The 19,946-nt window shown below is 68.5% G+C and carries 20 protein-coding genes and 1 riboswitch; of the genes, 5 read left to right on the top strand and 15 right to left on the bottom strand.

Annotated elements, in window-relative coordinates; all coding sequences use genetic code 11:
- Positions 1-127: 127 nt before the first annotated feature.
- Complete coding sequence (locus E3N94_RS02350) at positions 128-1,024, bottom strand: ABC transporter substrate-binding protein (protein WP_104171829.1); 897 nt, start codon at positions 1,022-1,024, stop codon at positions 128-130.
- Positions 1,025-1,223: 199 nt separating this feature from the next.
- Entirely contained in the window at positions 1,224-1,700 is a 477-nt protein-coding gene (locus E3N94_RS02345) for a YbaK/EbsC family protein (RefSeq protein ID WP_104100169.1), read from the bottom strand.
- A 49-nt stretch (positions 1,701-1,749) separates the two neighbouring features.
- Between E3N94_RS02345 and E3N94_RS02340 the strand changes: the two genes are divergently transcribed.
- The gene (locus E3N94_RS02340) at positions 1,750-2,298 is read left to right on the top strand and encodes a gamma carbonic anhydrase family protein (protein WP_104100170.1); all 549 of its coding nucleotides are present in this window, start codon (positions 1,750-1,752) and stop codon (positions 2,296-2,298) included.
- Between the two features lie 172 nt (positions 2,299-2,470).
- On the opposite strand, the gene E3N94_RS02335 is transcribed toward E3N94_RS02340, so the two are convergent.
- The 8 genes from E3N94_RS02335 to E3N94_RS02300 form a co-directional block, all read right to left on the bottom strand.
- Positions 2,471-3,355, bottom strand: coding sequence for a bifunctional methylenetetrahydrofolate dehydrogenase/methenyltetrahydrofolate cyclohydrolase (locus tag E3N94_RS02335; RefSeq protein ID WP_104100171.1), 885 nt, complete (start codon positions 3,353-3,355; stop codon positions 2,471-2,473).
- A 220-nt stretch (positions 3,356-3,575) separates the two neighbouring features.
- Positions 3,576-4,874, bottom strand: coding sequence for a serine hydroxymethyltransferase (gene glyA, locus E3N94_RS02330; RefSeq protein WP_104100172.1), 1,299 nt, complete (start codon positions 4,872-4,874; stop codon positions 3,576-3,578).
- A 42-nt stretch (positions 4,875-4,916) separates the two neighbouring features.
- A riboswitch (ZMP/ZTP riboswitch) is annotated at positions 4,917-5,006 on the bottom strand.
- 6 nt (positions 5,007-5,012) lie between these two features.
- Positions 5,013-5,351: a monovalent cation/H(+) antiporter subunit G gene (mnhG, locus tag E3N94_RS02325; RefSeq protein WP_104100173.1), complete on the bottom strand. Its 339-nt coding sequence runs from the start codon at positions 5,349-5,351 to the stop codon at positions 5,013-5,015.
- Positions 5,348-5,611: a monovalent cation/H+ antiporter complex subunit F gene (locus E3N94_RS02320; RefSeq protein WP_104100174.1), complete on the bottom strand. Its 264-nt coding sequence runs from the start codon at positions 5,609-5,611 to the stop codon at positions 5,348-5,350. The genes mnhG and E3N94_RS02320 overlap by 4 nt, the downstream gene beginning before the upstream one ends.
- The gene (locus E3N94_RS02315; protein ID WP_104100175.1) at positions 5,611-6,237 is read right to left on the bottom strand and encodes a Na+/H+ antiporter subunit E; all 627 of its coding nucleotides are present in this window, start codon (positions 6,235-6,237) and stop codon (positions 5,611-5,613) included. The genes E3N94_RS02320 and E3N94_RS02315 overlap by 1 nt, the downstream gene beginning before the upstream one ends.
- Positions 6,234-7,793: a Na+/H+ antiporter subunit D gene (locus tag E3N94_RS02310; protein WP_104100176.1), complete on the bottom strand. Its 1,560-nt coding sequence runs from the start codon at positions 7,791-7,793 to the stop codon at positions 6,234-6,236. The genes E3N94_RS02315 and E3N94_RS02310 overlap by 4 nt, the downstream gene beginning before the upstream one ends.
- A complete protein-coding gene (locus E3N94_RS02305; RefSeq protein ID WP_104100177.1) occupies positions 7,790-8,278 on the bottom strand; it encodes an NADH-quinone oxidoreductase subunit K in 489 nt (162 codons plus the stop codon). The genes E3N94_RS02310 and E3N94_RS02305 overlap by 4 nt, the downstream gene beginning before the upstream one ends.
- Positions 8,275-11,190: a Na+/H+ antiporter subunit A gene (locus E3N94_RS02300; RefSeq protein WP_134569701.1), complete on the bottom strand. Its 2,916-nt coding sequence runs from the start codon at positions 11,188-11,190 to the stop codon at positions 8,275-8,277. The genes E3N94_RS02305 and E3N94_RS02300 overlap by 4 nt, the downstream gene beginning before the upstream one ends.
- A 188-nt stretch (positions 11,191-11,378) precedes the next feature.
- Here E3N94_RS02300 and E3N94_RS02295 point away from each other — a divergent pair, with 188 nt between their 5' ends.
- Together E3N94_RS02295 and E3N94_RS02290 are read left to right on the top strand one after the other, a co-directional pair.
- Positions 11,379-12,905, top strand: a complete 1,527-nt coding sequence (locus E3N94_RS02295; RefSeq protein ID WP_241987036.1) for an amino acid permease — start codon at positions 11,379-11,381, stop codon at positions 12,903-12,905.
- A 106-nt stretch (positions 12,906-13,011) separates the two neighbouring features.
- Positions 13,012-13,431 (top strand): GreA/GreB family elongation factor, encoded by a 420-nt coding sequence (locus E3N94_RS02290; protein WP_104100180.1) that lies wholly within the window; start codon positions 13,012-13,014, stop codon positions 13,429-13,431.
- Between the two features lie 81 nt (positions 13,432-13,512).
- Here E3N94_RS02290 and E3N94_RS02285 read toward each other — a convergent pair whose 3' ends face one another.
- The gene (locus tag E3N94_RS02285) at positions 13,513-14,829 is read right to left on the bottom strand and encodes an MFS transporter (protein ID WP_134569699.1); all 1,317 of its coding nucleotides are present in this window, start codon (positions 14,827-14,829) and stop codon (positions 13,513-13,515) included.
- 166 nt (positions 14,830-14,995) lie between these two features.
- On the opposite strand from E3N94_RS02285, the gene E3N94_RS02280 reads away from it, so the two are divergent.
- Together E3N94_RS02280 and E3N94_RS02275 are read left to right on the top strand one after the other, a co-directional pair.
- Positions 14,996-15,868: a formyltetrahydrofolate deformylase gene (locus E3N94_RS02280; RefSeq protein ID WP_134419257.1), complete on the top strand. Its 873-nt coding sequence runs from the start codon at positions 14,996-14,998 to the stop codon at positions 15,866-15,868.
- 28 nt (positions 15,869-15,896) lie between these two features.
- A complete protein-coding gene (locus tag E3N94_RS02275; protein WP_233191284.1) occupies positions 15,897-16,253 on the top strand; it encodes a YrdB family protein in 357 nt (118 codons plus the stop codon).
- Here the strand turns inward: E3N94_RS02275 and E3N94_RS17545 are convergent.
- From E3N94_RS17545 to E3N94_RS02255, 4 genes are all read right to left on the bottom strand, one after another.
- Positions 16,225-16,554, bottom strand: a complete 330-nt coding sequence (locus E3N94_RS17545; RefSeq protein ID WP_347232681.1) for a hypothetical protein — start codon at positions 16,552-16,554, stop codon at positions 16,225-16,227. The two genes, E3N94_RS02275 and E3N94_RS17545, sit on opposite strands and share 29 nt — an antisense overlap.
- A 283-nt stretch (positions 16,555-16,837) precedes the next feature.
- On the bottom strand, positions 16,838-17,584 hold the full coding sequence (locus E3N94_RS17415) for a DUF222 domain-containing protein (RefSeq protein ID WP_134569698.1): 747 nt from the start codon (positions 17,582-17,584) through the stop codon (positions 16,838-16,840).
- A 31-nt stretch (positions 17,585-17,615) separates the two neighbouring features.
- On the bottom strand, positions 17,616-18,320 hold the full coding sequence (locus tag E3N94_RS17410; protein ID WP_166790033.1) for a DUF222 domain-containing protein: 705 nt from the start codon (positions 18,318-18,320) through the stop codon (positions 17,616-17,618).
- 97 nt (positions 18,321-18,417) lie between these two features.
- On the bottom strand, positions 18,418-19,632 hold the full coding sequence (locus E3N94_RS02255) for an MFS transporter (RefSeq protein ID WP_241972965.1): 1,215 nt from the start codon (positions 19,630-19,632) through the stop codon (positions 18,418-18,420).
- Positions 19,633-19,946 lie beyond the last annotated feature (314 nt).

Genomic DNA, 19,946 nt, shown 5'->3' with positions numbered 1-19,946 from the left:
CCCGTGCGCATCCGCAGACCTGTGCGGGTGCGAACGAGGTTCGGCGGGGATCTCCTGAGTTAGCCACGCACGCGACGGCCGAAACCGGTGCCCGGGGTCGAGGCGGCGCCCAGCGGCGGCGACGTGCCTAGCCCCTCGCGCCGGCGTTGAGTGTGATCGTGTCGAGGCCGCCGTCGACGACCCCCCAGTCGTCCAGAATCGCCTCGTAGGTGCCGTCGTCGACCAGCGACTGCAGCGCGGCCTGCACGGCCTCGGCCATCCCGGAATCCTTCTGCACGGCCATACCGTATGGTGCCGCCTCAAACGTCTCTCCCGCGGTCTGCAGCTTGCCCGTCAACTGTGCGATCCCGTAGAGGGTGACCGGGGAGTCGGCGCTAAAAGCGTCGGCCTGGCCCAGCGCGACGGCATTCGCCGCGGCATCCTGCGTGTCGAGGGGGACCTTCTGGATCGGCGGTTTGCCGGCGGCGACGCAGGCGTCACTCTTCGCCGGGATCTCGACGGTGTCCTGGTAGGTCGTGGACTGCACGGCGACCTTGAGTCCGCACGCATCGTCGGGGTCGACGGTCGTGCCCGCGGGCGAGGCCCACTGGATGCCTGCGAGGTAGTAGTTCACGAAATCGACCTGCTTTTCACGCTCCGCCGTGTCGGTGAAGGACGACATGCCGACGTCGATCTTGCCGCCGACGACATTCGGGATGATGTTCTCGAATTTGGCCACCGTGTACTGGGCCTCGAGCCCGAGCTTGGCGGCGATCGCATCACTCAGGTCGATCGCCCAGCCGATCGGTTCACCGGCGTCGTTTTTGAACTCGTTCGGCGCGTAATTCGGGCTGGTGCCGAAGACGAGCTTGCCCGGGGTCGCGGTCGTTTCCGGGAGGAGCGCGGCGGCCTCCTCGTCGGTGGTCACCACCTCGGCCGCGGATCCCTCCGTGACGCCAGTCGTCGGAGTGGAGTTGTCCACGCAGGCGGTAAGCAGGAGGGCGGCCACGGCGGCCAGGGCCGGGAGAGCATGTCGAGCGCGCATTGAGCATCCTTTGTGAATTTTTCGCCATCGAAGTGATCAGAGGTGCAACTCTGCCGAGTCTATGTTCAGTGCCGGTCGCGCCCGGGACGTGCCGGGCATCCGTCGCCGTACGCCGCCGAACTGTGACTTTGCCCACCGGCGAGGGAGCCATTCTCCCGGCCCGGCGGTGCGCGAGTGGCGGAGATCAGGCCGTCGGGATCTAGGGCGAGACGGCGGTGGGCTCGCCGCCGGTGATTCGCACGAGTTCGTCGAACGTGGTCGGGAACACGGTGTGCGCGTGGCCCGCAGCCGCCCAGACGACCGGGAATTCGGCGAGGGCGACGTCGACCAGGGTGCGCAGTGGCGACGGATGTCCCAGCGGCGCGACCCCGCCGATCACCTGACCGGTGGCCTGCCTGACGACATCCTTCGAGGCACGTCCGATCGTGCCGCCCAGTCTGTCCCCCAGCCACGCCGCATCGACCCGGTGAGCCCCCGAGGTGAGCACGAGCAACGGCTCACCATCGAGGGTGAAGACGAGCGAATTCGCGATGGCGCCGCGCGAAATACCGAGCGCCTCCGCGGCGGCGGCGGCGGTTGTGGCCGCATCGTCGAACCAGCGAATTTCCGGGTCCAGGCCGTGGGCGCGGAGAGCCTCCCGAACCCGATCGACGGACGGATGCGCGGAATTGACCATGCCGAAATCCTAGAGCCTGCACGCGAGGCAGCCCGATAGGCTGACGCGTATGACTGCCGACAGCGCCGCCCGCATCATCACCCTGCCCGACCGACCCGGACCGGTCGTGGCCGAGACCGCCTACGTCGCCCCGGGCGCCGTGGTCGTCGGCAACGTCACCCTGGCCGAACACGCCAGCGTCTGGTACAACGCCGTGCTGCGCGCCGAGGCGGAACCCATCCGGATCGGCCCCGGCTCCAACCTGCAGGACAACGTCTCCTGCCACGTGGACCACGGATTCCCGCTGATCGTCGGCCGGAATGTGTCCGTCGGGCACGGGGCAGTGCTGCACGGCTGCACGGTCGAGGACGGCTCGCTGATCGGCATGATGGCGACGGTGCTGAACGGCGCCGTCGTCGGTTCCGGGTCCCTCGTCGCCGCCGGAGCCGTCGTGCTCGAGGGCACCGTCATCCCGCCCAGATCGCTGGTCGCCGGCGTTCCCGCCAAGGTGCGGCGGCCCCTGACGGATGAGGAGGTGGCCGGCCTCGGCCACAACGCAGCGGAGTATCTGCGTCACTGCGCCCTGCACGCCTCGGTGACGGCGCTGCCGCAGCGCTGAGCCGGTCTGCCTCACGGTCGCGGCGCGGGCTACGGCTCACGGCGCAGGGAATACCGTGCGCCGGCTTCCACAGCGTGCGCCGCGACGGCGGTACCACCGAGCCTCGCCCGCACGGCCACCTGCGCGAGCCCCGAGAGGCGACCGTTACGAGGCGACCGCCCGTGGCGCCCGACTACCTGCTGAGCGACAGCTCGGCTGCCTTCACCACGTTGCACAGCAGCATGGCACGGGTCATCGGGCCGACGCCGCGCGGATTCGGGGACAGGAAGCCGGCGACGTTCGCGACACCCGGGTGCACGTCACCGGTCAGGGTGCCCTTGCCGGTGATCGGGTCGGTCACCCGGGTGATGCCCACGTCGAGCACGGCGGCGCCGGGCTTCACCCAGTCCGCCTGGATCAGGTGCGGCACGCCGACGGCGGCCACGACGATGTCGGCGCGCCGCACCTCGCCGGGCAGGTCTACCGTGCGGGAGTGCGTCAGGGTGACGGTGGCATCCAGACCCTTGCGGGTGAACAGCAGTCCGAGCGGGCGCCCGACGGTGAGGCCGCGCCCGACGACGACGACGCGCTGGCCGACGATCGGCACGTCGTAGCGGCGCAGCAGCTCGACGATGCCGGCCGGAGTGCAGGGCAGCGGCGAGTCCAGCTCGCCCTCGATGCCGAGCACCAAGCGGCCGAGGTTCGTCGGATGCAGGCCGTCGGCATCCTTCGACGGGTCGATCAGTTCGAGCATGGCGTTGTCGTTGTGGCCGACCGGCAGCGGCAGCTGAATAATGTAGCCGGTCACCTCGCGGGCGGAGTTCAGGTCGGCGATTGCGGCGCGCACATCGGCGCTGGTCGCCGACGCGGGCAGGTCGACCCGGATCGATTCAATGCCGACCTCGGCGCAGTCGCGGTGCTTGCCCGCGACATACGAGCGCGAGCCCGGGTCATCGCCGACCAGGAGCGTGCCGAGCCCGGGCACGATCCCGTGCGCGCGCAGCTCCGCGATCCGGTCGATGAGCTCGGTCTTGACCACGGAGGCGGTCGTGACTCCGTCGAGGGTTATTGCCGTCATTGTGGATCCATTCAGTCGGTCATTCTGACGTTTGCAGGTGCGCAGGTGCCGAAGGCGCGTGCGAATCCGACGGGGATTTTGGGCAACACGCCGGTGACGGATGCCTTCAGCGGGCTTTCGCAGCAAAATCTCCGTCGAAATCGTTCACAGGCCGTACGCCAGGGTGCGGAGCCTGCGGCGTTGACACCCGGGTCGAGGGCGGCCGGGTGCGCGGCGGACGTTACTGCTGCAGACCGGGGTACAGCGGGAAGGCCTCGGTAAGCACCTTGACGCGGGCGCGGAGGCCCTCGATGTCGGCGTCGGGCTTGAGCGCCTCGGCGATGACGTCGGCGACGACCGTGAACTCCTCATCGCCGAAGCCACGGGTGGCCAGGGCAGGGGTTCCGATGCGCAGGCCGCTGGTGACCATCGGCGGGCGCGGGTCGAACGGCACCGAGTTGCGGTTGACCGTGATGCCGACCGCGTGCAGGGCGTCCTCGGCCTGCTGTCCGTTGATCGGCGAGTTGCGGAGGTCCGCGAGCACGAGGTGCACGTCGGTGCCGCCGGTGAGCACGTCGACGCCGCCGGCGCGCGAATCATCCGCCATCAGACGGTCGGCGAGGATGCTGGCACCGCGCAGGGTGCGCTCCTGACGTTCCTTGAACTCGGGCTCGGCCGCGAGCTTGAACGCGGTCGCCTTGGCGGCGATCACGTGCATCAGCGGGCCGCCCTGCTGGCCGGGGAACACGTTGGAGTTGAGCTTCTTCGCCAGCGCCATGTCGCGCGAGAGGATCAGACCGGAGCGGGGACCGGCGAGGGTCTTGTGCACGGTGGTGGACACGACATCCGCGTAGGGAACCGGCGACGGGTGCAGGCCGGCGGCGACGAGTCCGGCGAAGTGGGCCATGTCGACCCAGAGCAGGGCGCCGACCTCGTCGGCGATGCTGCGAAAGGCCTCGAAGTCGAGGTGGCGCGGGTAGGCGGACCAGCCGGCGATGATGACCTTGGGCTTGGTCTCGAGTGCCGTCTCGCGCACGACGTCCATGTCGACCAGGAAGGTGGTCGGGTCGACGCCGTAGGCGACGGGATTGTAGAGCTTGCCGGAGAAGTTGAGCTTCATGCCGTGGGTGAGATGGCCGCCGTGGGCAAGTTCCAGACCGAGGATGGTGTCGCCGGGCGTCGCGATGGCCGAGAGCACGGCGGCGTTCGCGGTGGCGCCGGAGTGCGGCTGCACGTTGGCGTACGCGGCGCCGAAGAGGGACTTGGCCCGGTCGATGGCGAGCTGTTCGGCGACGTCCACGTACTCGCAGCCGCCGTAGTAGCGGCGTCCCGGGTAACCCTCGGCGTACTTGTTGGTGAGCACGGAGCCCTGCGACTGCAGCACAGCGCGCGGCACGAAGTTCTCGCTGGCGATCATCTCGAGGTAGTCGCGCTGGCGTCCGAGCTCCTGCTCGAGAACGGCGGCGATCTCGGGGTCGACGACCTCAAGGGGCTCGTTGAATGTGGACCGCAGAACGGTGGATGGCACGGATTCGGGCACGGGGTCTCCTCAGACTTCTTGTTTAACGACGTGATGATCAATCGTCGTGGCCCAGGCGTGCGGTCACTAACCGTGTCAGTCGCTCCCCGATGGTGACCCATCTTTCGTGCTACGCCAGTCGCGACAGAGACGATCTTATCATTCGGGCCGGGTACCGAGCTCATCGATTATGAGCACATCGACACGCACATGGTGGGTGTCATAGGCGGCCCGGCCCACCATGTGCGCTGCGACCGGGGCGGTCAACGCCTGGAACACGACGATGGCCATGACGAGGGTGACGGTGCCCACGGTAAAGTTGTTCAGAGCGACGTCGGCCGTGATCGCCATGAGGCCGAAGATCTGCGGTTTGGTGGCGGCGTGCAGCCGCGATAGTACGTCGGGGAAACGGATGACGCCGATTCCGGCCGCGAAGCACATCACGGCCCCGGCGAGCACCAGGACAGCCGAGATCACGTCGCGCAGTTCGTCGGTCATTCGGTGTCCCGCACGGGCAGGAAGCGGGCGACGCTCAGCGAGCCGAGCACCGCGAAGAGGGCGAGGACCAGCAGCACCGGCAGCGTGTCGGTGTGCCGGTTGAATGCCATCTCCGCGCCCATGGCGCAGATCACGGTCGCGACCAGGACATCCGAGGCGATCACCCGGTCCAGCACGGTCGGTCCCCGCACGATTCGATAGAGGGCGCACAGGGCACCGGCCCCGAACAGCACCCCGGCAATGACGGCAACGATGTGCATCAGGCGGTTCCTCCCCGCTTCAGTTTCTCATTCGCATGCTGGTCGCGTGCGCGCTGGTCTTTCTCACTCCGGTCCTCGCCGCTCACCCGGTGGAGCCGTTCCACGTCTTCCCGGGACCCGAGGGCCATCACGATCCGGCGCTCCTCGGCCAGCACGCCGTTCCGGAACCGCTCCACCTGTTCCGGATGCGCCACGTTCAGCACGTGCAGATAGAGGGTGGACTGCACCCGGTCCACATCGACCACGATCGCCCCGGGAACGATGGACGTCGACACCCCGGTCAGCGTCAGGATGAAGTCGCTGCGGGTGCGCAGGTGCACCGCCACGATCGCGTTGCTGGGTGTGTAGCGCGGGGAGAGCGCGAGGACGGCCACCTGCAGCGAGCCCCGGACGATGTCGAACCCGAGCCGGATCAGGTAGAGCACGGTGTACCACGGGTTAAGACGCAAACCCAGCTCCACGGCCGGCAGGTAGAAGCCCACGGAGACGAGGGTGGCCAGCAGCGTGCCGGTGAGCAGGTTGAGCCAGGAGAACGAGCCCCAGAGCAGCATCCACAGCAGCACGAGCCCCAGGAACAGCGGCGCCTGGTTGGCGATGGCGACGAGGCGCTGCTTCGGGGTGCTCATGGCGTGCCGTTCGGGAAGACGGCGTCGATGTACGTGGCCGGGTTCTCGATGTTGGCCGCCGCACGGGTGGTGAACGCGAACACCGGCCCGGCGAACACGGTGAGTGAGACGGTCAGCAGCAGCAGCGCCGTCGTCGCGCCGGTCATCAGCGGCGAGATGGTGCGCGTCGTGACCGTGCCCTCGTCGTCCGGGTCGTCCAGGAGCGCATCGAGCATCGGCGACTCGTAGTCCTCGACCTCGCCGGCCCCCCGCCAGAACGCGATGTTCCAGACGCGGGCCAGGGCGTAGAGCGTGAGCAGCGAGGTGGCGGCGCCGGCGCCCATCAGGATGTAGGTCACCGGTTCGGCGATGTCCGCGCCGGCCTGGAAGAGGGCGATCTTGCCGAGGAAGCCCGAGAACGGCGGGATGCCGCCGAGGTTGAGCGCCCCAACGAAGAACAGGAAGGCTACGAACGGCGCCGCTGTCAACAGTCCGCCGAGCCGGGCCAGCGAGGTGGTGCCGCCCACCCGCTCGATCAGCCCCGCGCAGAGGAAGAGGGTCGTCTGCACCGTGATGTGGTGCACGACGTAGAAGATGGTGGCCGCGATCGCCAGCGGCGTGCCCATCGCGATGCCGAAGATCATGTAGCCGATGTGGCTCACCAGCGTGAACGACAGCAGCCGCTTGATGTCCGCCTGCGCGAGCGCCCCGAGGATGCCCACGATCAGGGTCAGCAACGCCACCACCATCAGCGGCACCGACAGCGGGCTCTCGGGGAAGAGCAGGGTCTGGGTGCGGATGATCGCGTAGATTCCGACCTTCGTGAGCAGCCCCGCGAACACCGCAGTGACCGGCGCCGGGGCCGTGGGATAGGAGTCGGGCAACCAGAACGACAGCGGAAACACGGCGGCCTTCACGCAGAAGGCCAGCAGGAGCAGCAGGTTGAGGATCAGCTGCACGTCCGGCGGGAGGTCCGCCACCCGCTCGGAGATGAGCGCCATGGTGACGGTGCCCGTGGCCCCATAGATCAGGGCGATCGCGCTGAGGAACAGGATGGAGGAGACCAGGCTCACCACGATGTAGGTGACACCGACACGGATGCGCGCACCCGTTCCGCCGAGCGTCAACAGCACGTAACTAGCCGAGAGCAGCATCTCGAAACCAACGTAGAGGTTGAACAGGTCCCCCGCGATGAACGCGTTGAACAGCCCGGCCGCCAGCACGAGATAGGTGGGATGGAAGATCGAAACCGGGGTTTCCCGGTCTCCGTCGACGATGCCCTGCCCCACGGCGAACAGGAGCACGCCGAGCAGCATCAGCGCGGAGACCAGAAGCATGATCGCCGAGAGCCGGTCGACGACGAGCACGATGCCCCACGGCGCATCCCAGCCGCCCACGTGCACGACGGCGGGGCCGGTCTGATCGACCTGCACCAGCAGGACCGCGCCGATAAACGCCACCAGCGTCAGGGCGATCACGCTGACCACGATCTGCTGGGGGCGACGGCGGCCGAGGGCGAGGGTCAGAGCGCTTCCGAGCAGCGGGATGGTGACGACCAGAGGCACGAGGAGATTCATAGCTTCATCCCCTTGTCCGGCGCGTTGGCAGGGGCACCGAGCTCGCTCTCGCGCTCGCTCGCGTCGAGGTCTTCCTGGCTGGCTGCCTCGTCCTCGGTGACCGAGCGGAAGGACTCCTCCGTGCTTGCCACGGTCTCGGCCGCATGCTCGTCGGTGACCGTGTCACCCTCGTCGCCCAGCCGGGCCAGCCACCAGGACCGGTAGATCAGCGCGAGGATGAGCGCCGTGATGCCGAAGTTGATCACGATGGCGGTGAGCATGAGCACCTGGGGCACCGGGTCGACCATCGCAGCGTCGGCGGCCGTGCCGGTGACGATGGGCGCGTTGCCGGGGCGGCCGCTCATGATGAAGATCAGCAGGTTCGTGGCGTTGCCCACCAGGAGGAATCCGATCAGCACCCGGGTGAGACTGCGCTCCAGCATCACGTAGACGCCGGCGGCGTACAGGACCGCCATCACGATCACGAGGGTGAGGGAGGCGCTCATCCGGCTACCACCGCGCCCTGCTCGGGCTGCGGGTGCGGCTCGGTCTCGCCGGCTTCCTGCTGTCGATCGACTTCGCTGCCGAGGCTGCGCAGGATGTCCAACACGAGACCGACCACGACCAGGTACACGCCGATGTCGAAGATGGTGGAGGTGCCGAAAGAAAGGGGGCCGAGCACGGGTACCGTGGTTTCGAAGTAGGCGGATTCAAGCGGGATGCCGCTGAAGAAGAGCGAGACCACGGCCATCCCGACCGCCAGCACGATGCCGAGCCCGAGGATCTTGCCGGGATCGATGGGTACCGCCTCGCCCAGCTCGTAGCGGCCTCCCGCGAGGTAGCGGGAGACGAGCGCCAGCCCGGCGATCAGGCCACCGGCGAAGCCGCCGCCGGGCGCGTTGTGGCCGGCGATGAGCAGGTAGACGGAGACGATCATGGCCGGGTAGAACAGCAGCCGCACGAGCACCTCGAGCATGATCGACCGGTCCTTCTCGGCAACCGTACGGCCGGCCAGGAGCCAGGACTGGCGAGTGACCGCATGCCCCTCGGAGGACGCGGCCGGGTCGGCGACGACCTTGCGACGGTGCGGCAGCGACCGGCGTTTGCGGGAATCGCGCAGCCGGGGCACGACCGCGTTGCGGCCCGAGACGAAGAGGAGGCTGGCGACGCCGGTGGCCACCACGATCAGCACGGAGATCTCACCCATCGTGTCCCAGGCACGGATGTCCACGAGCATCACGTTCACGATGTTGCGTCCGTGCCCCTCCTCGACCGCGAGGCGCGGAAGCTCCGCCGCGATGCTTGGGGCCTCCCGTGCACCGAGCGCGATCACGCCGATGGTGCCCATCACGGCGCCCACCAGCACGCCGATCAGCACGCGCCGCCGCCGGTGCATCGGCCGGTTGTGCTGGGCGATCTTCTGCGGCAACCGGCGCAGCACCAGCACGAAGACGACGATGGTCATCGTCTCGACCAGGGCCTGCGTCAGGGCCAGGTCGGGAGCGCCGTGGAAGGCGAAGAACGCGACGAGGCCGTAGCCCGTGACGCCGGCCAGCAGCACGGCAGTGATGCGCTCACCGACGCGAGCCGCCATCACCGCCGCGATGCCCATGATGAGGGCGATCACGACCTGGCCCGGGTAGTCCCAGAGCACGACCTCCTCGGGCCAGCTGCGGTTGACGAAGGCCGCGAAGCCCAGGGCCAGCACGAAGACGACGAGGATGGTGGACAGGTACTGCGGCAACCCGCCCTGCTGGGCGAAGTGGGTGATGCGCGCCGCGGCCCGGTCGATGCCGCGCACGGTGGAGCCGTAGCCCTGACCGGCGTCGATGTAGGCCGGCACCGTGCCCTGCAGCCGGGCCACGCCCGGCCGCTTCCAGAACAGCACGGCGCCGAGCAGGAGAACAACGGCACTCAGGGCGAGCGCCGGTTCGAAGCCGTGCCAGAGCGCGAGGTGGTAGTCGCCGCCGCCGGGAACGGTGTCGGCGTAGGAGACCAGCACCGGGTCGAGCAGGAAGACGAGGGGGCCGAGCAGGAGGGTGGCCACGGCGAGCAGTCCCGGCGCCAGCTGGAAGTCCCAGCGGGCGGGGTGCAGGGCGGTGTCTGCGAGGCTGACCCGGGTGCCGAAGGCACCCCAGAAGAAGCGGGCGCTGTAGGCGACCGTCAGCACGGAGCCGACCACGGTGCCGACCAGGGCCACCCAGCCCCATCCGTCGCCGGCCAGGCCCGCCTCGAGGAATGCCGTGAACACGGACTCCTTGGCGACGAAGCCGAGCAGCGGCGGGATACCGGCCATAGATGCGACCGATAGCAGGGCGATCACGGCCAGCACGGGCGCGTTGCGCCCCACGCCGGAGAGCTGTCGCCAGTCGCGGGTGCCGGCCCGGTGGTCGATGATGCCGACGGTCAGGAACAGCGCCGACTTGTAGAGGGCGTGGGCGAGGAGCAGTGCCACCCCGGCGAGCGCGGAATCCCGGGTGCCAAAGCCGACGACGACCATCAGGAACCCGAGCTGGCTGACCGTGCCGTAGGCGAGCACCAGCTTGAGGTCGTACTGGCGCAGCGAACGCCACGCGCCGACCAGCATGGTGACGACGCCGAGGGTGACGAGCACCGGCATCCAGCCCGGCGTGTCGGCATAGCCGGGGGCGAGGCGCGCCACCAGGTAGATGCCGGCCTTGACCATCGCGGCCGCGTGCAGGTAGGCGCTCACCGGGGTGGGCGCCGCCATCGCGGCCGGCAGCCAGAAGTGGAAGGGCACGAGCGCGGACTTAGACAGCGCGCCGACCAGGATGAGCAGCACCGACCAGGTGGTAGCCGGGCCGGTGACGGGGTCGGCGACGATCGCTGCGAGCGACGTGGTTCCGGCCTCCACCGCGAGGATGACGACCCCGATCAGCATGATCAACCCGCCGAAGGTGGTCACCAGCAACGCCTGCAGGGCGGCGCCGCGGCTCGCCCGTTTGAACGTGTAATGCCCGATCAAAATGTAGGAGAGCACGCTCGTGATCTCCCAGAAGATGAACATGACGACGATGTCGTCGGATGTCACCAGGCCGTACATCGCGCCGGCGAACGCCAGCAGGACCGCGGCGAAGCGCCCGAGCGCCGGCTCGTCGGCGCTGAAGTAGCGGGCGCAGTAGACCAGCACGAGCGCGCCGACCCCGGTCACGACGAGGGCGAGCAGCCAGGCGAGGGTGTCGACGCGGAACGAGAGCGAGATACCCAACGCGGGAATCCACGGGACGCTCTCGGTGATCGCTCCGCCGGTCGACACGGCCCGGGTCTGGGTGAGGGTATAGCCGGAGACGGTCGCGGGGAGCAATGCGATGACGTAGAAAACACGCAGCGAGAGCCACCGCGTGAGGATCGGGGTGAGCGCGGACAGGGCAGCAAACGTCAGGAGGATTGTCGCCATGCGGCCTCCCGGCTCTCGTGAAGTCAGAATGTCGAATTCAGTCTACCGGAGGCCGTGGACGCAGGCCCCGTGCGCGGGCGGCTAGGGTTGGGCAAAACCGGATCTATCGGAAGAGCCCCATGACGCGTGCAAGCCGGGGACCACAACTCCCCCTTAAACCTGACCATCCCGAGTACCACGGTCGTGGCGTGGAGACGCCGTTCGAGCACATCTCGGACGCCCTCAATGTGCACGAGGATGAGGGGCTGCACAAGGGCCTCAAGGCCCGCCAGGTGCAGATGATCGCCATCGGCGGGGCCATTGGCACCGGCCTGTTCCTCGGGGCAGGCGGACGCCTGGCCATCGCCGGGCCCTCCCTCGTCTTCGTGTACGCGATCTGCGGTTTCTTTGCGTTCCTGATCCTGCGCGCGCTCGGCGAACTCGTGCTGCACCGCCCCTCGTCGGGCTCGTTCGTCTCCTACGCCCGCGAGTTCTTCGGCGAGAAGACGGCGTTCGTCACCGGTTGGCTGTACTGGCTGAACTGGGTGATGACCGCCATCGTCGACGTCACGGCCGTGGCGCTGTACATGAACTTCTTCGCGAAGTACTGGGCACCTTTCGGTGATGTGCCGCAGTGGCTGTACGCGCTCGCCGCCCTCGCCGTCGTGCTCTCCCTGAACCTTCTGTCAGTGAGCGTGTTCGGCGAACTCGAGTTCTGGTTCGCGCTGATCAAGGTGCTCGCCATCGTGGCCTTCCTGCTGATCGGCACCTGGATGGTCATTTTCGGCACGCCGATCCCCGGCCAGGAGACGGGCTTCAGCCTGATCGGGGACAACGGGGGCTGGCTGCCGAACGGGCTGATCGCATCCGTTCTCGTGGTGCAGGGCGTCATCTTCGCCTACGCCTCGATCGAGCTGGTCGGCACGACCGCCGGGGAGACCCAGAACCCGGAGAAGGTGATGCCGAAGGCGATCAACACCGTCATCATCCGCATCGCCGTCTTCTACGTGGGCTCGATCCTGCTGCTCTCCCTGCTGCTGCCCTACACCGCGTACAAGGCCGGCGAGAGCCCGTTCGTGACGTTCTTCGGCACGATCGGCGTCGGCGGCGTCGACGTGATCATGAACCTGGTTGTGCTCACCGCGGCCCTGTCCTCGCTCAACGCGGGCCTGTACTCGACCGGGCGCATCCTGCGGTCGATGGCGCTGGCGGGATCGGCGCCGCGCTTCGCCGGCAAGGTGAGCCGCACGGGTGTGCCGTTCGGCGGCATCCTGCTCACCGGCGTGGTCACCCTGCTGGGCGTCGCCCTGAACGCCGTCGTGCCCGACAGGGCCTTCGAGATCGTGCTGAACATGGCCGCCATCGGCATCATCAGCGCCTGGGGCATGATCGTGCTCTGCCAGCTGCGCCTGCACGCCTGGTCGAAGCTCGGCATCCTGCGGCGACCGGCGTTCCGGATGTTCGGAGCACCGTATTCGGGGTACGCCAGCCTGGTCTTCCTCGTCGCCGTGCTCGTGCTGATGGCCTTCGACTGGCCGGTCGGCACGCTCACGATCAGCTCGCTCGTGATCATCATCCCGCTGCTGATCGTGGGCTGGTACGCCTGCCGCGGCCGCATTCTCGAGATCGCGAGCGCCCGCGAGGGGTTCACCGGCCAGGTGCCGATCCTTCCCAGCCGCCCGCTGTCGGACCAACTGCGGGGCGCCGACCGGAAGGACACCGACCGCGAGGAGTAGCCGCCACGCCACCGATCGCCGATTCCCCCATGCGTGGAGCCGGGGCGGCTAGCATGGCCGATTGATCACTGCGCGGCAGATTGCCTCGCGATTTACGGAGAACTCTATGACCACCGAATCGGTGTGGCTGCCACCCCGCTCGCTCGCCCTCCTGATCGAGGAACTCGCTGTGCTGGGCAGCGACCCCACCCCGAACGCGGCCACGTCCGAGCGAATCCGGGAGCTGCGCACGACCCTCCGCCAGGCCGAGGCCTCGGTCAAACCGGACGACGGCCTGGTCGAGCCCGGGATGAGGATCACCGCGATGCTCTCCGGCGACACCCGGGCGACCGTGTTCCTCCTTGGCGAGCGTGAACTTGTCTCCCTCGACCCTGAGGTGAAGGTAGACGTGTACTCCCCCTCGTCACCGATCGGCCAGGCCATCATTGGAACCCACGTCGGCGACACCGTCGCGTACACGACGCCGACCAACGTCAGCATTCAGATCGAGATCCTCGCAGCGGTCCCGTACACCGGCGGCCGGTGAACCGACATGATTGAGGGGTGCGGATGCTTCCGCGCCCCGCAATCGTGTCGTCTCAGCCGTTTCAGGTCGACACGCCGCCGGTCAGGCCGCCCGGCGGCGCACGACGACGTCGCTGACGATCACCAGCACGAAGGCCAGCACCAGGATTCCGACGTAGACCAGCGGCACGGCCTGCATTCCGGCCGAGCCGAGCAGCGCGGCGCCGAGAAGGGCGCCACCGCCGATCCCGGCGTTGAACGCGGTCGTGTAGATGGCGCTGGCGGTGTCACGGATGCGGAGCGAGGCCGTACGCAGCAGCCGCGTCTGCAGCAGCGGCGGCAGCATGCCGAAGGCCAGACCCCAGAGCACGAAGGCGGTGATGGCAACCGGCAGCGTCGCCGCGAAGAGGGCCAGCACGGTCACGCTCAGCGCCGACACGGCGATGCCGATGACGAGCCCGAGCTGCGGCCGGGGGCCGAAGACCGTGCCGGAGAGCACCAGGCCGACCGCACCGGCAATCCCATAGGCGAACAGGAGCGGGGCGACCGCGCCGGAGTCCACGCCCATCTCGTCGATCAGGAACGGGGCGATGTACGTGTAGAACGTGTAATGCCCGACCATGGTCAGGCCGGTGATCACGGAAAGCAGGATCACGGCGCGCATGGTCGGGTCGCGACGCGGTTCAGCGATAGCAGTGGCGGCATGTGCGGCGGCGGCCCCCGCGTTGCCGGCCGCGGTCGGATCGCTTGCCGTGGCATCCGTCACGCGAGCACCATAGTGCGACACCGGCGGCAGGAACCGCCAGACGACGACCGCGCCGATCAGCATGAGGGCGGCGAGGGCCAGGAACGACAGCCGCCAGCCGAGCAGGTGCCCGGCGGCGGTGGCGATGGGCACCCCGAACACGAAGGCGAGCGTGCCGCCCGAGACGGTGATGGCCACGGCACGGCCGATCTGTTCCCGCGGCACGAGGTGCGCGGCGTAGGCGCCGACGACGGCCCAGAACAGGCCATGGGCCATTCCGCCGATGATGCGCCCGCCGACCATGAAGGCGTAGTTGGGGGCGATGGCGGTGAGCACATTGCTGATCGCCAGCACCACGAGCACGAGCACAATCAGGCCGTGCCGCGGCAGGCGGCGGCTGAGGTGGGCGAGCGAGGTGCTCGTGAGCACCACGGTGAACGCGAACCAGGAAACGAGCAGGCCGACCTGTCCCTCGGTGACCCCGAGCGCCCGGCTCATGTCGGGTAGAAGGCCCGTCGGAAGCATCTCGGAGGTGACGGAGAGGAAGACGGCGGCGGCCAGGGCGAGCAGGCCCACCCAGGGGAAGGGTCGGGCGGCGGCCGCGATGCTCTCCGGCGCGTGCGGCGCTTCCGGCGCTTCCAGCGAGGGCAGGTTGATGGGTGCGGTGAATGACATGGCTCTGTGGCTCACAGACGGGAACAGGGGCAGCGCGGGTGTGCCGCGGGCCGGTCCGGATCGACTGCGCGCCGACGTGCGCGCCCGGGGCCGGCGTGCTGCGCCGACCGATTTCCAGCCTAGCCGACGGGCCGAGTGTGCGGCAGGGGGCCGGTAACCTAGTCCGATGACCTCTTCCCTCGCACCGCACCCGCGCCACCATTGGGTGATCACTCTCGTCTGCGTCGACCAGCCGGGTATCGTGCACGCGGTCAGCGGCGCGATCGTGCGGGCGCGCGGCAACATCACCGAGAGCCAGCAGTTCACCAGCGCCGACACCGGCCGGTTCTTCATGCGGCTGCAGGTGGAATCCGCGGCGAGCCAGGCTGATCTCGAGGACGAGCTCGCCCCGGTCGTGCGCAGATACGCCATGGAATCCGTCATCGACGTCGTCGGGCGTCCCAAGCGCACCCTGATCCTGGCCTCGACCGCCGGAAACTGCGTCAACGACATGCTCTTCCGCCAGCGCGGGGGCCAGCTGCCTATCGAGGTTCCGCTGGTGCTGAGCAACCACGGCACGCTGCGCGACCTGGTCGGCTTCTACGGGGTGCCGTTCGAGTCGCGTCCGGTGACGGATGCCGCCGGCAAGGCGGCCTTCGAGGCTCGCGTCGTCGATGCCATCACCGAGTACGACATCGAGCTCGTGGTGCTCGCCCGGTATATGCAGATCCTCTCCCCCGCACTCTGCACGCTGCTGGAAGGCCGCGCCATCAACATCCACCACTCCTTCCTGCCCGGGTTCAAGGGCGCCAACCCCTACAAGCAGGCGCACGCCCGCGGGGTGAAATTGATCGGGGCGACGGCCCACTTCGTCACGGGCGACCTCGACGAGGGTCCGATCATCGAGCAGAACGTCGTGCGGGTGGACCACTCGCGCAGCCCGGCCGAACTCGTCGCCATCGGACAGGACGAGGAGAGCCGCACCCTGACCCAGGCGGTCACCTGGTTCGCCGAGCACCGGGTCCTGCTCGACGGCGCCCGCACCATCATCTTCAGGTAGCCTCCCGCCTCTCGGTAGGATGGGGCGAGTGACCGATACGAGCGCGACGACCAGTACCAGCCCCAACGACATCGTGCGCTTCCTGCTCGAATTGTTCGCGTTCATCAGCCTGGGCATCTGGGGCTTCACCGCGTGGCCGCTGCCGTGGCCGGGCATGCTCATGGGCATCCTGGCCCCTGCCTTCGCCATTGTGCTCTGGGCGCTGTTCCGCTCGCCCAAGGCGGTCTTCCGCCTCGACCCGTTCGGCAAGGCCATCGTCGAGATCAGCGTCTTCGGGGCCGCCGCGCTGGCCTGGTGGGACCTCGGCCTGCCGCTGGTCGCCGTGATCTTCGCCCTGGTGGCCACGGTCAGCGGCGTCATCTCGGGCCGCGCAGAACTGCACTGAGGGCGGCGGCCGCCGCACAGTCAGGCTGCCTTGGCTCGAACGGCGCCGGAAAGACGACGACCATCCGGTTGCTGTTGGGCATGCCGTCGCCGACGTCCGGGCAGGCGCCGATGCCCGAGGCACCATTGACCTCCTGGTCTCCAACCCGCTCGGGCGCTGCCAGTTGCTCCTGGCGCAGTTCGTCGCCCTCCCGCTGGGCACCATCCTGCTTGCCGAGGGGACCGGAGTCTCCCTGGTCGTGCTCGGCGCCGTGGCCGAGATGAGGTTCCCGAAGGATAACGTGGCAACCGCGACGCTGCACCGGGAACTGCTCGGGAAGAGTCGGTGCGCTGGCGCTGGCGGCCGCATCGGGCAGAACCGTGCAGAACCGTGCAGAACCGGGTTGAGCCCGGTTGAGCCGGGTTGAGCCGGGAGGATCCCGGCCCCAAGGTTCCCCTGACGCCGGCCGAGCTTGTCAGACCAGGTGACGAACCCTCCCAAGGTTCCCCCGACGCTGGTCGAGCTTGTCAAGACCGGCGACCGGTCCTCCGGAGGTTCCCGCGACGCTGATCGAGCCTGTCGAGACCAAAAGCCAGACTCCCGCCCTACAGCCCTGTCCTCTTGCTCTGCAACACAATACGCGTCTGCTCCGGGTCGACTTCCGCCGGTGGACGCAGCCAGTACTGGCTTTTGGTGCGGGTTATCTTCCAGTGCTGATTATGCAGCAGCAAATGGTGCGGGTGGCACAGCAGCACTCCGTTGGCGAGGTCGGTGTACCCATTGTCCGTAAGCCACTCACTGATGTGGTGGGCCTCGCTCCAGGCCGGTGATCGGTCGCAGCCGACCCAAAGGCACCCGCCGTCACGCACTGCCATCGCGGCGCGCTGTGCCTCGGTGAAGAGTCGTTCGTCACGGCCGACGTTGATGATCTGACCGTCTTCGTCGAATTTGATGCCACGGGTGCCGGTGTCGCAGAGCAACCGGTCGATGGTGTCCTGCGAGATCGGGACGGGGTTGCCCTCCATCTGCCCGTGCGCGGCGGGTTCGGCCGCCTGATCCGGCCCGGCCTGCCCGGCCGTAACCGGAGCCGGCTGCCCGGCCTGCACCGTCTGCCCCGTCTTGAGCGCCTTTTCGGTCACGATCACGCGCACCGAGGGGCGTCGTCCGCCGAACACGCGGCCGGGGTCGGCCTCGCCGGCGATCGTGAGCAGCTGCACGAGCGAGTCCGCGTTGATCTGCTCGTTGCTGCGCGGGTCGTCCTGCATCTTCTCGGCCCAGGCGGCCCGCTCCTTATCGACGAATCGCACCCCGCCGCGGCGCGGGCCGGTGATGGAGTCAAAGGTCGAAAGCACGACTTCCCGTCTTCGGGGGCGAAGAGGCCGTTCAGGCGCACGTTCCCGTGCTGAGCCGGTAGACCTTCAGGTAGCGGTCGTCGTGGGCCTGCTTCTCCCGGGCGGCGATGCCGGCCTCGTCAAGGTGGTTACGCATCCGTCTTGCGCGTTTGAAGACATCGTCGGCGTTCAACGTTGACACCTCGGCCAGCAGGGACTCCAGCGCCGCTCCGAGCTTCTCGGCGGTGACGGCGGCGTCGATCTGGCCGAGGCCGGCGCGGATCGACTCGGCCGCGTCGACCGAGAGCGTGCCGGCGGTGACGGCCCGGGCGATCGGCGCGTGCCACGGCACCTTCGCGACGAATTCGGCAACCTCGGCGGCATCCGTGTCGGGCGACGAGAGCGCCTCCTTGACCAGCTTCTCGGCCGCCTCGGTGTCGGCCATCATCGTGCCGACTGCGACCAGTTTGTAGGCGTCACCCTTGGACGAGCCTGTCCAGTTCTGGATCAGGGCTTCCGGGGACAAGTACCCCTGCTGCGCCGCCAACCCCGAATGGCCGAGCTCCGGCCGCGAACGGTCAGCAATGGTTGCGGCCATCAACGCGGCATAGGTGTCGAGCAGACGGCGGGCGCATGCGATTCGCTTCTGGCCGGCCAGCGCCCCGGCGTCGGGAAGGGCTGCGAGGTCGGCGCGCGAGGAACGCAACAGCGCGACGGCGTCGGCCGCCTGCCTGAGGTCTTCTGCGAGGTTCGTCATGTTACGAGGATACCTCGTTGCGCACATGAAGTCGAGTCTCTGTCACTATTTATTGGTGACAGTTTCGTAGCTGTATTCGACCTCTCTCGGGGCGGGACTACGCCGGGCGGGCCTGCCGCGGCATCCGCAGCGCGTAGACAGAGGTCGCGAAGAACAGCAAGGCGCCGACGCCGAAGGCTACCGGATAGGAGGCGCTGTCAACGAGAAACCCGGCCGCGAGCGGGCCGACGATGGCACCCAGGTCGGAGAACATCGAGAAGACCGACACGGGTCGACCGCCACCGGCGCCGGCCGCGTCGCCGACGGATGCGGCCGGGGCGGTGCCCATGAACGCCGAGGCCACGCCGTAGAGGCAAAGCAGGGCCGTGAGCACGATGATGTTCGGCGCGAACGGGACCGCGAGGATGGTGACCCCGGCAACCAGGAACGCTCCGATGATGGCCGGGCGACGGCCCACAGTGTCGACGAACCGCGCGGCCGGCGCGAGTGCCACCGTCTGGGCGACGGCCGCGAAGGCGAAGGCGATGCCGGTCCAGGCGGTCGGACCCCGCAGCACCTCGACGACCAGCACGGGGATCAGGGCGTTGCGCACGCCGAACGAGTTCCAGCCGGTGGAGAAGTTAGCGATGCACGCCGCGCGGAACCGGGTGTCCCGCAGCACCGTTCGGAACGGGATGCGCTCGGGCGCCGGGCCGGCCGCGGCGACCCCACCCCGCACCGGGCGCAGCAGCACGAGCCCGAGGATGCCGGCAACGGCGAGCGTCGCGGCGTAGAAGAAGAACGGCGCGGTGAGCGAGATCGTGGCGAGGAGCCCGCCGAGCGCGGGGCCGGCCATCCCGCCGAGCAGGAACCCACCCTGGTAGAACCCGATGGCCCTGGCCCGGAATCCCGGTGCCGTGGAGCCGAGCAGGAGAGTCATGGCCGCCACCGTGAACAGGGCCGAACCGACGCCGCCGGCTCCGCGCAGGAGCAGCAGCTGCGGATAGTTCTGGGCCACGCCGACCAGCCCGCTGGAAACGGCGACGATCCCGATGCCGGAGGCCAGGATCACGCGTTCGCCGGCCCAGTCGATCAGGCGCCCGGTGAACGGGCTGGAGACGAAGCGCATCAGCGCGAACGCGGAGACGACGGCGCCGATTTCCAGGTAGCCGACCCCGAAGCTGCGCACGTAGACGGGCAGCACCGGCACGACGACGCCGAAGCCCACCATCACGAAGAACGCGATCACGCCGAGCACGTAGACCTCTCGGGACAGCCGCGGCCGGCTCACGCCGAGGTTCTCGCCGCCTCGGCGCATTCGTGCGAATCGCATTACCTCAGGGTAAGCCGTCGCTCGGTATCCGTCCGCCGCCCGCCCAGAACCGCACCCTGACGAATTCGACGGAGATTTTGCCCAAAACGGGTTCGAAACAGCTCGCAAGCGGCCTCGTGTCGCAAAATCTCCGTCGAATTGGTTCGACGCCGGACGCAGCGGGCGAGTCCGACCCCGCTGACGAACCTGGCGGCCGCTAGATGTTGTTCCCACACAGGTTGTGAGCGTGGCGTGAGCTAAAAAGGTGAGGACCTCCGGTATCGATTGGGTTACCACACTCAACACGATGCAACGGAGGCCCTCATCTCTTACGT

The sequence above is a fragment of the Cryobacterium sp. Sr3 genome (assembly GCF_004402835.1).
Classification (GTDB): domain Bacteria; phylum Actinomycetota; class Actinomycetes; order Actinomycetales; family Microbacteriaceae; genus Cryobacterium; species Cryobacterium sandaracinum.
Note: the sequence above shows the minus strand (reverse complement) of the source record. Positions and strands in the feature narration are given on the sequence as shown.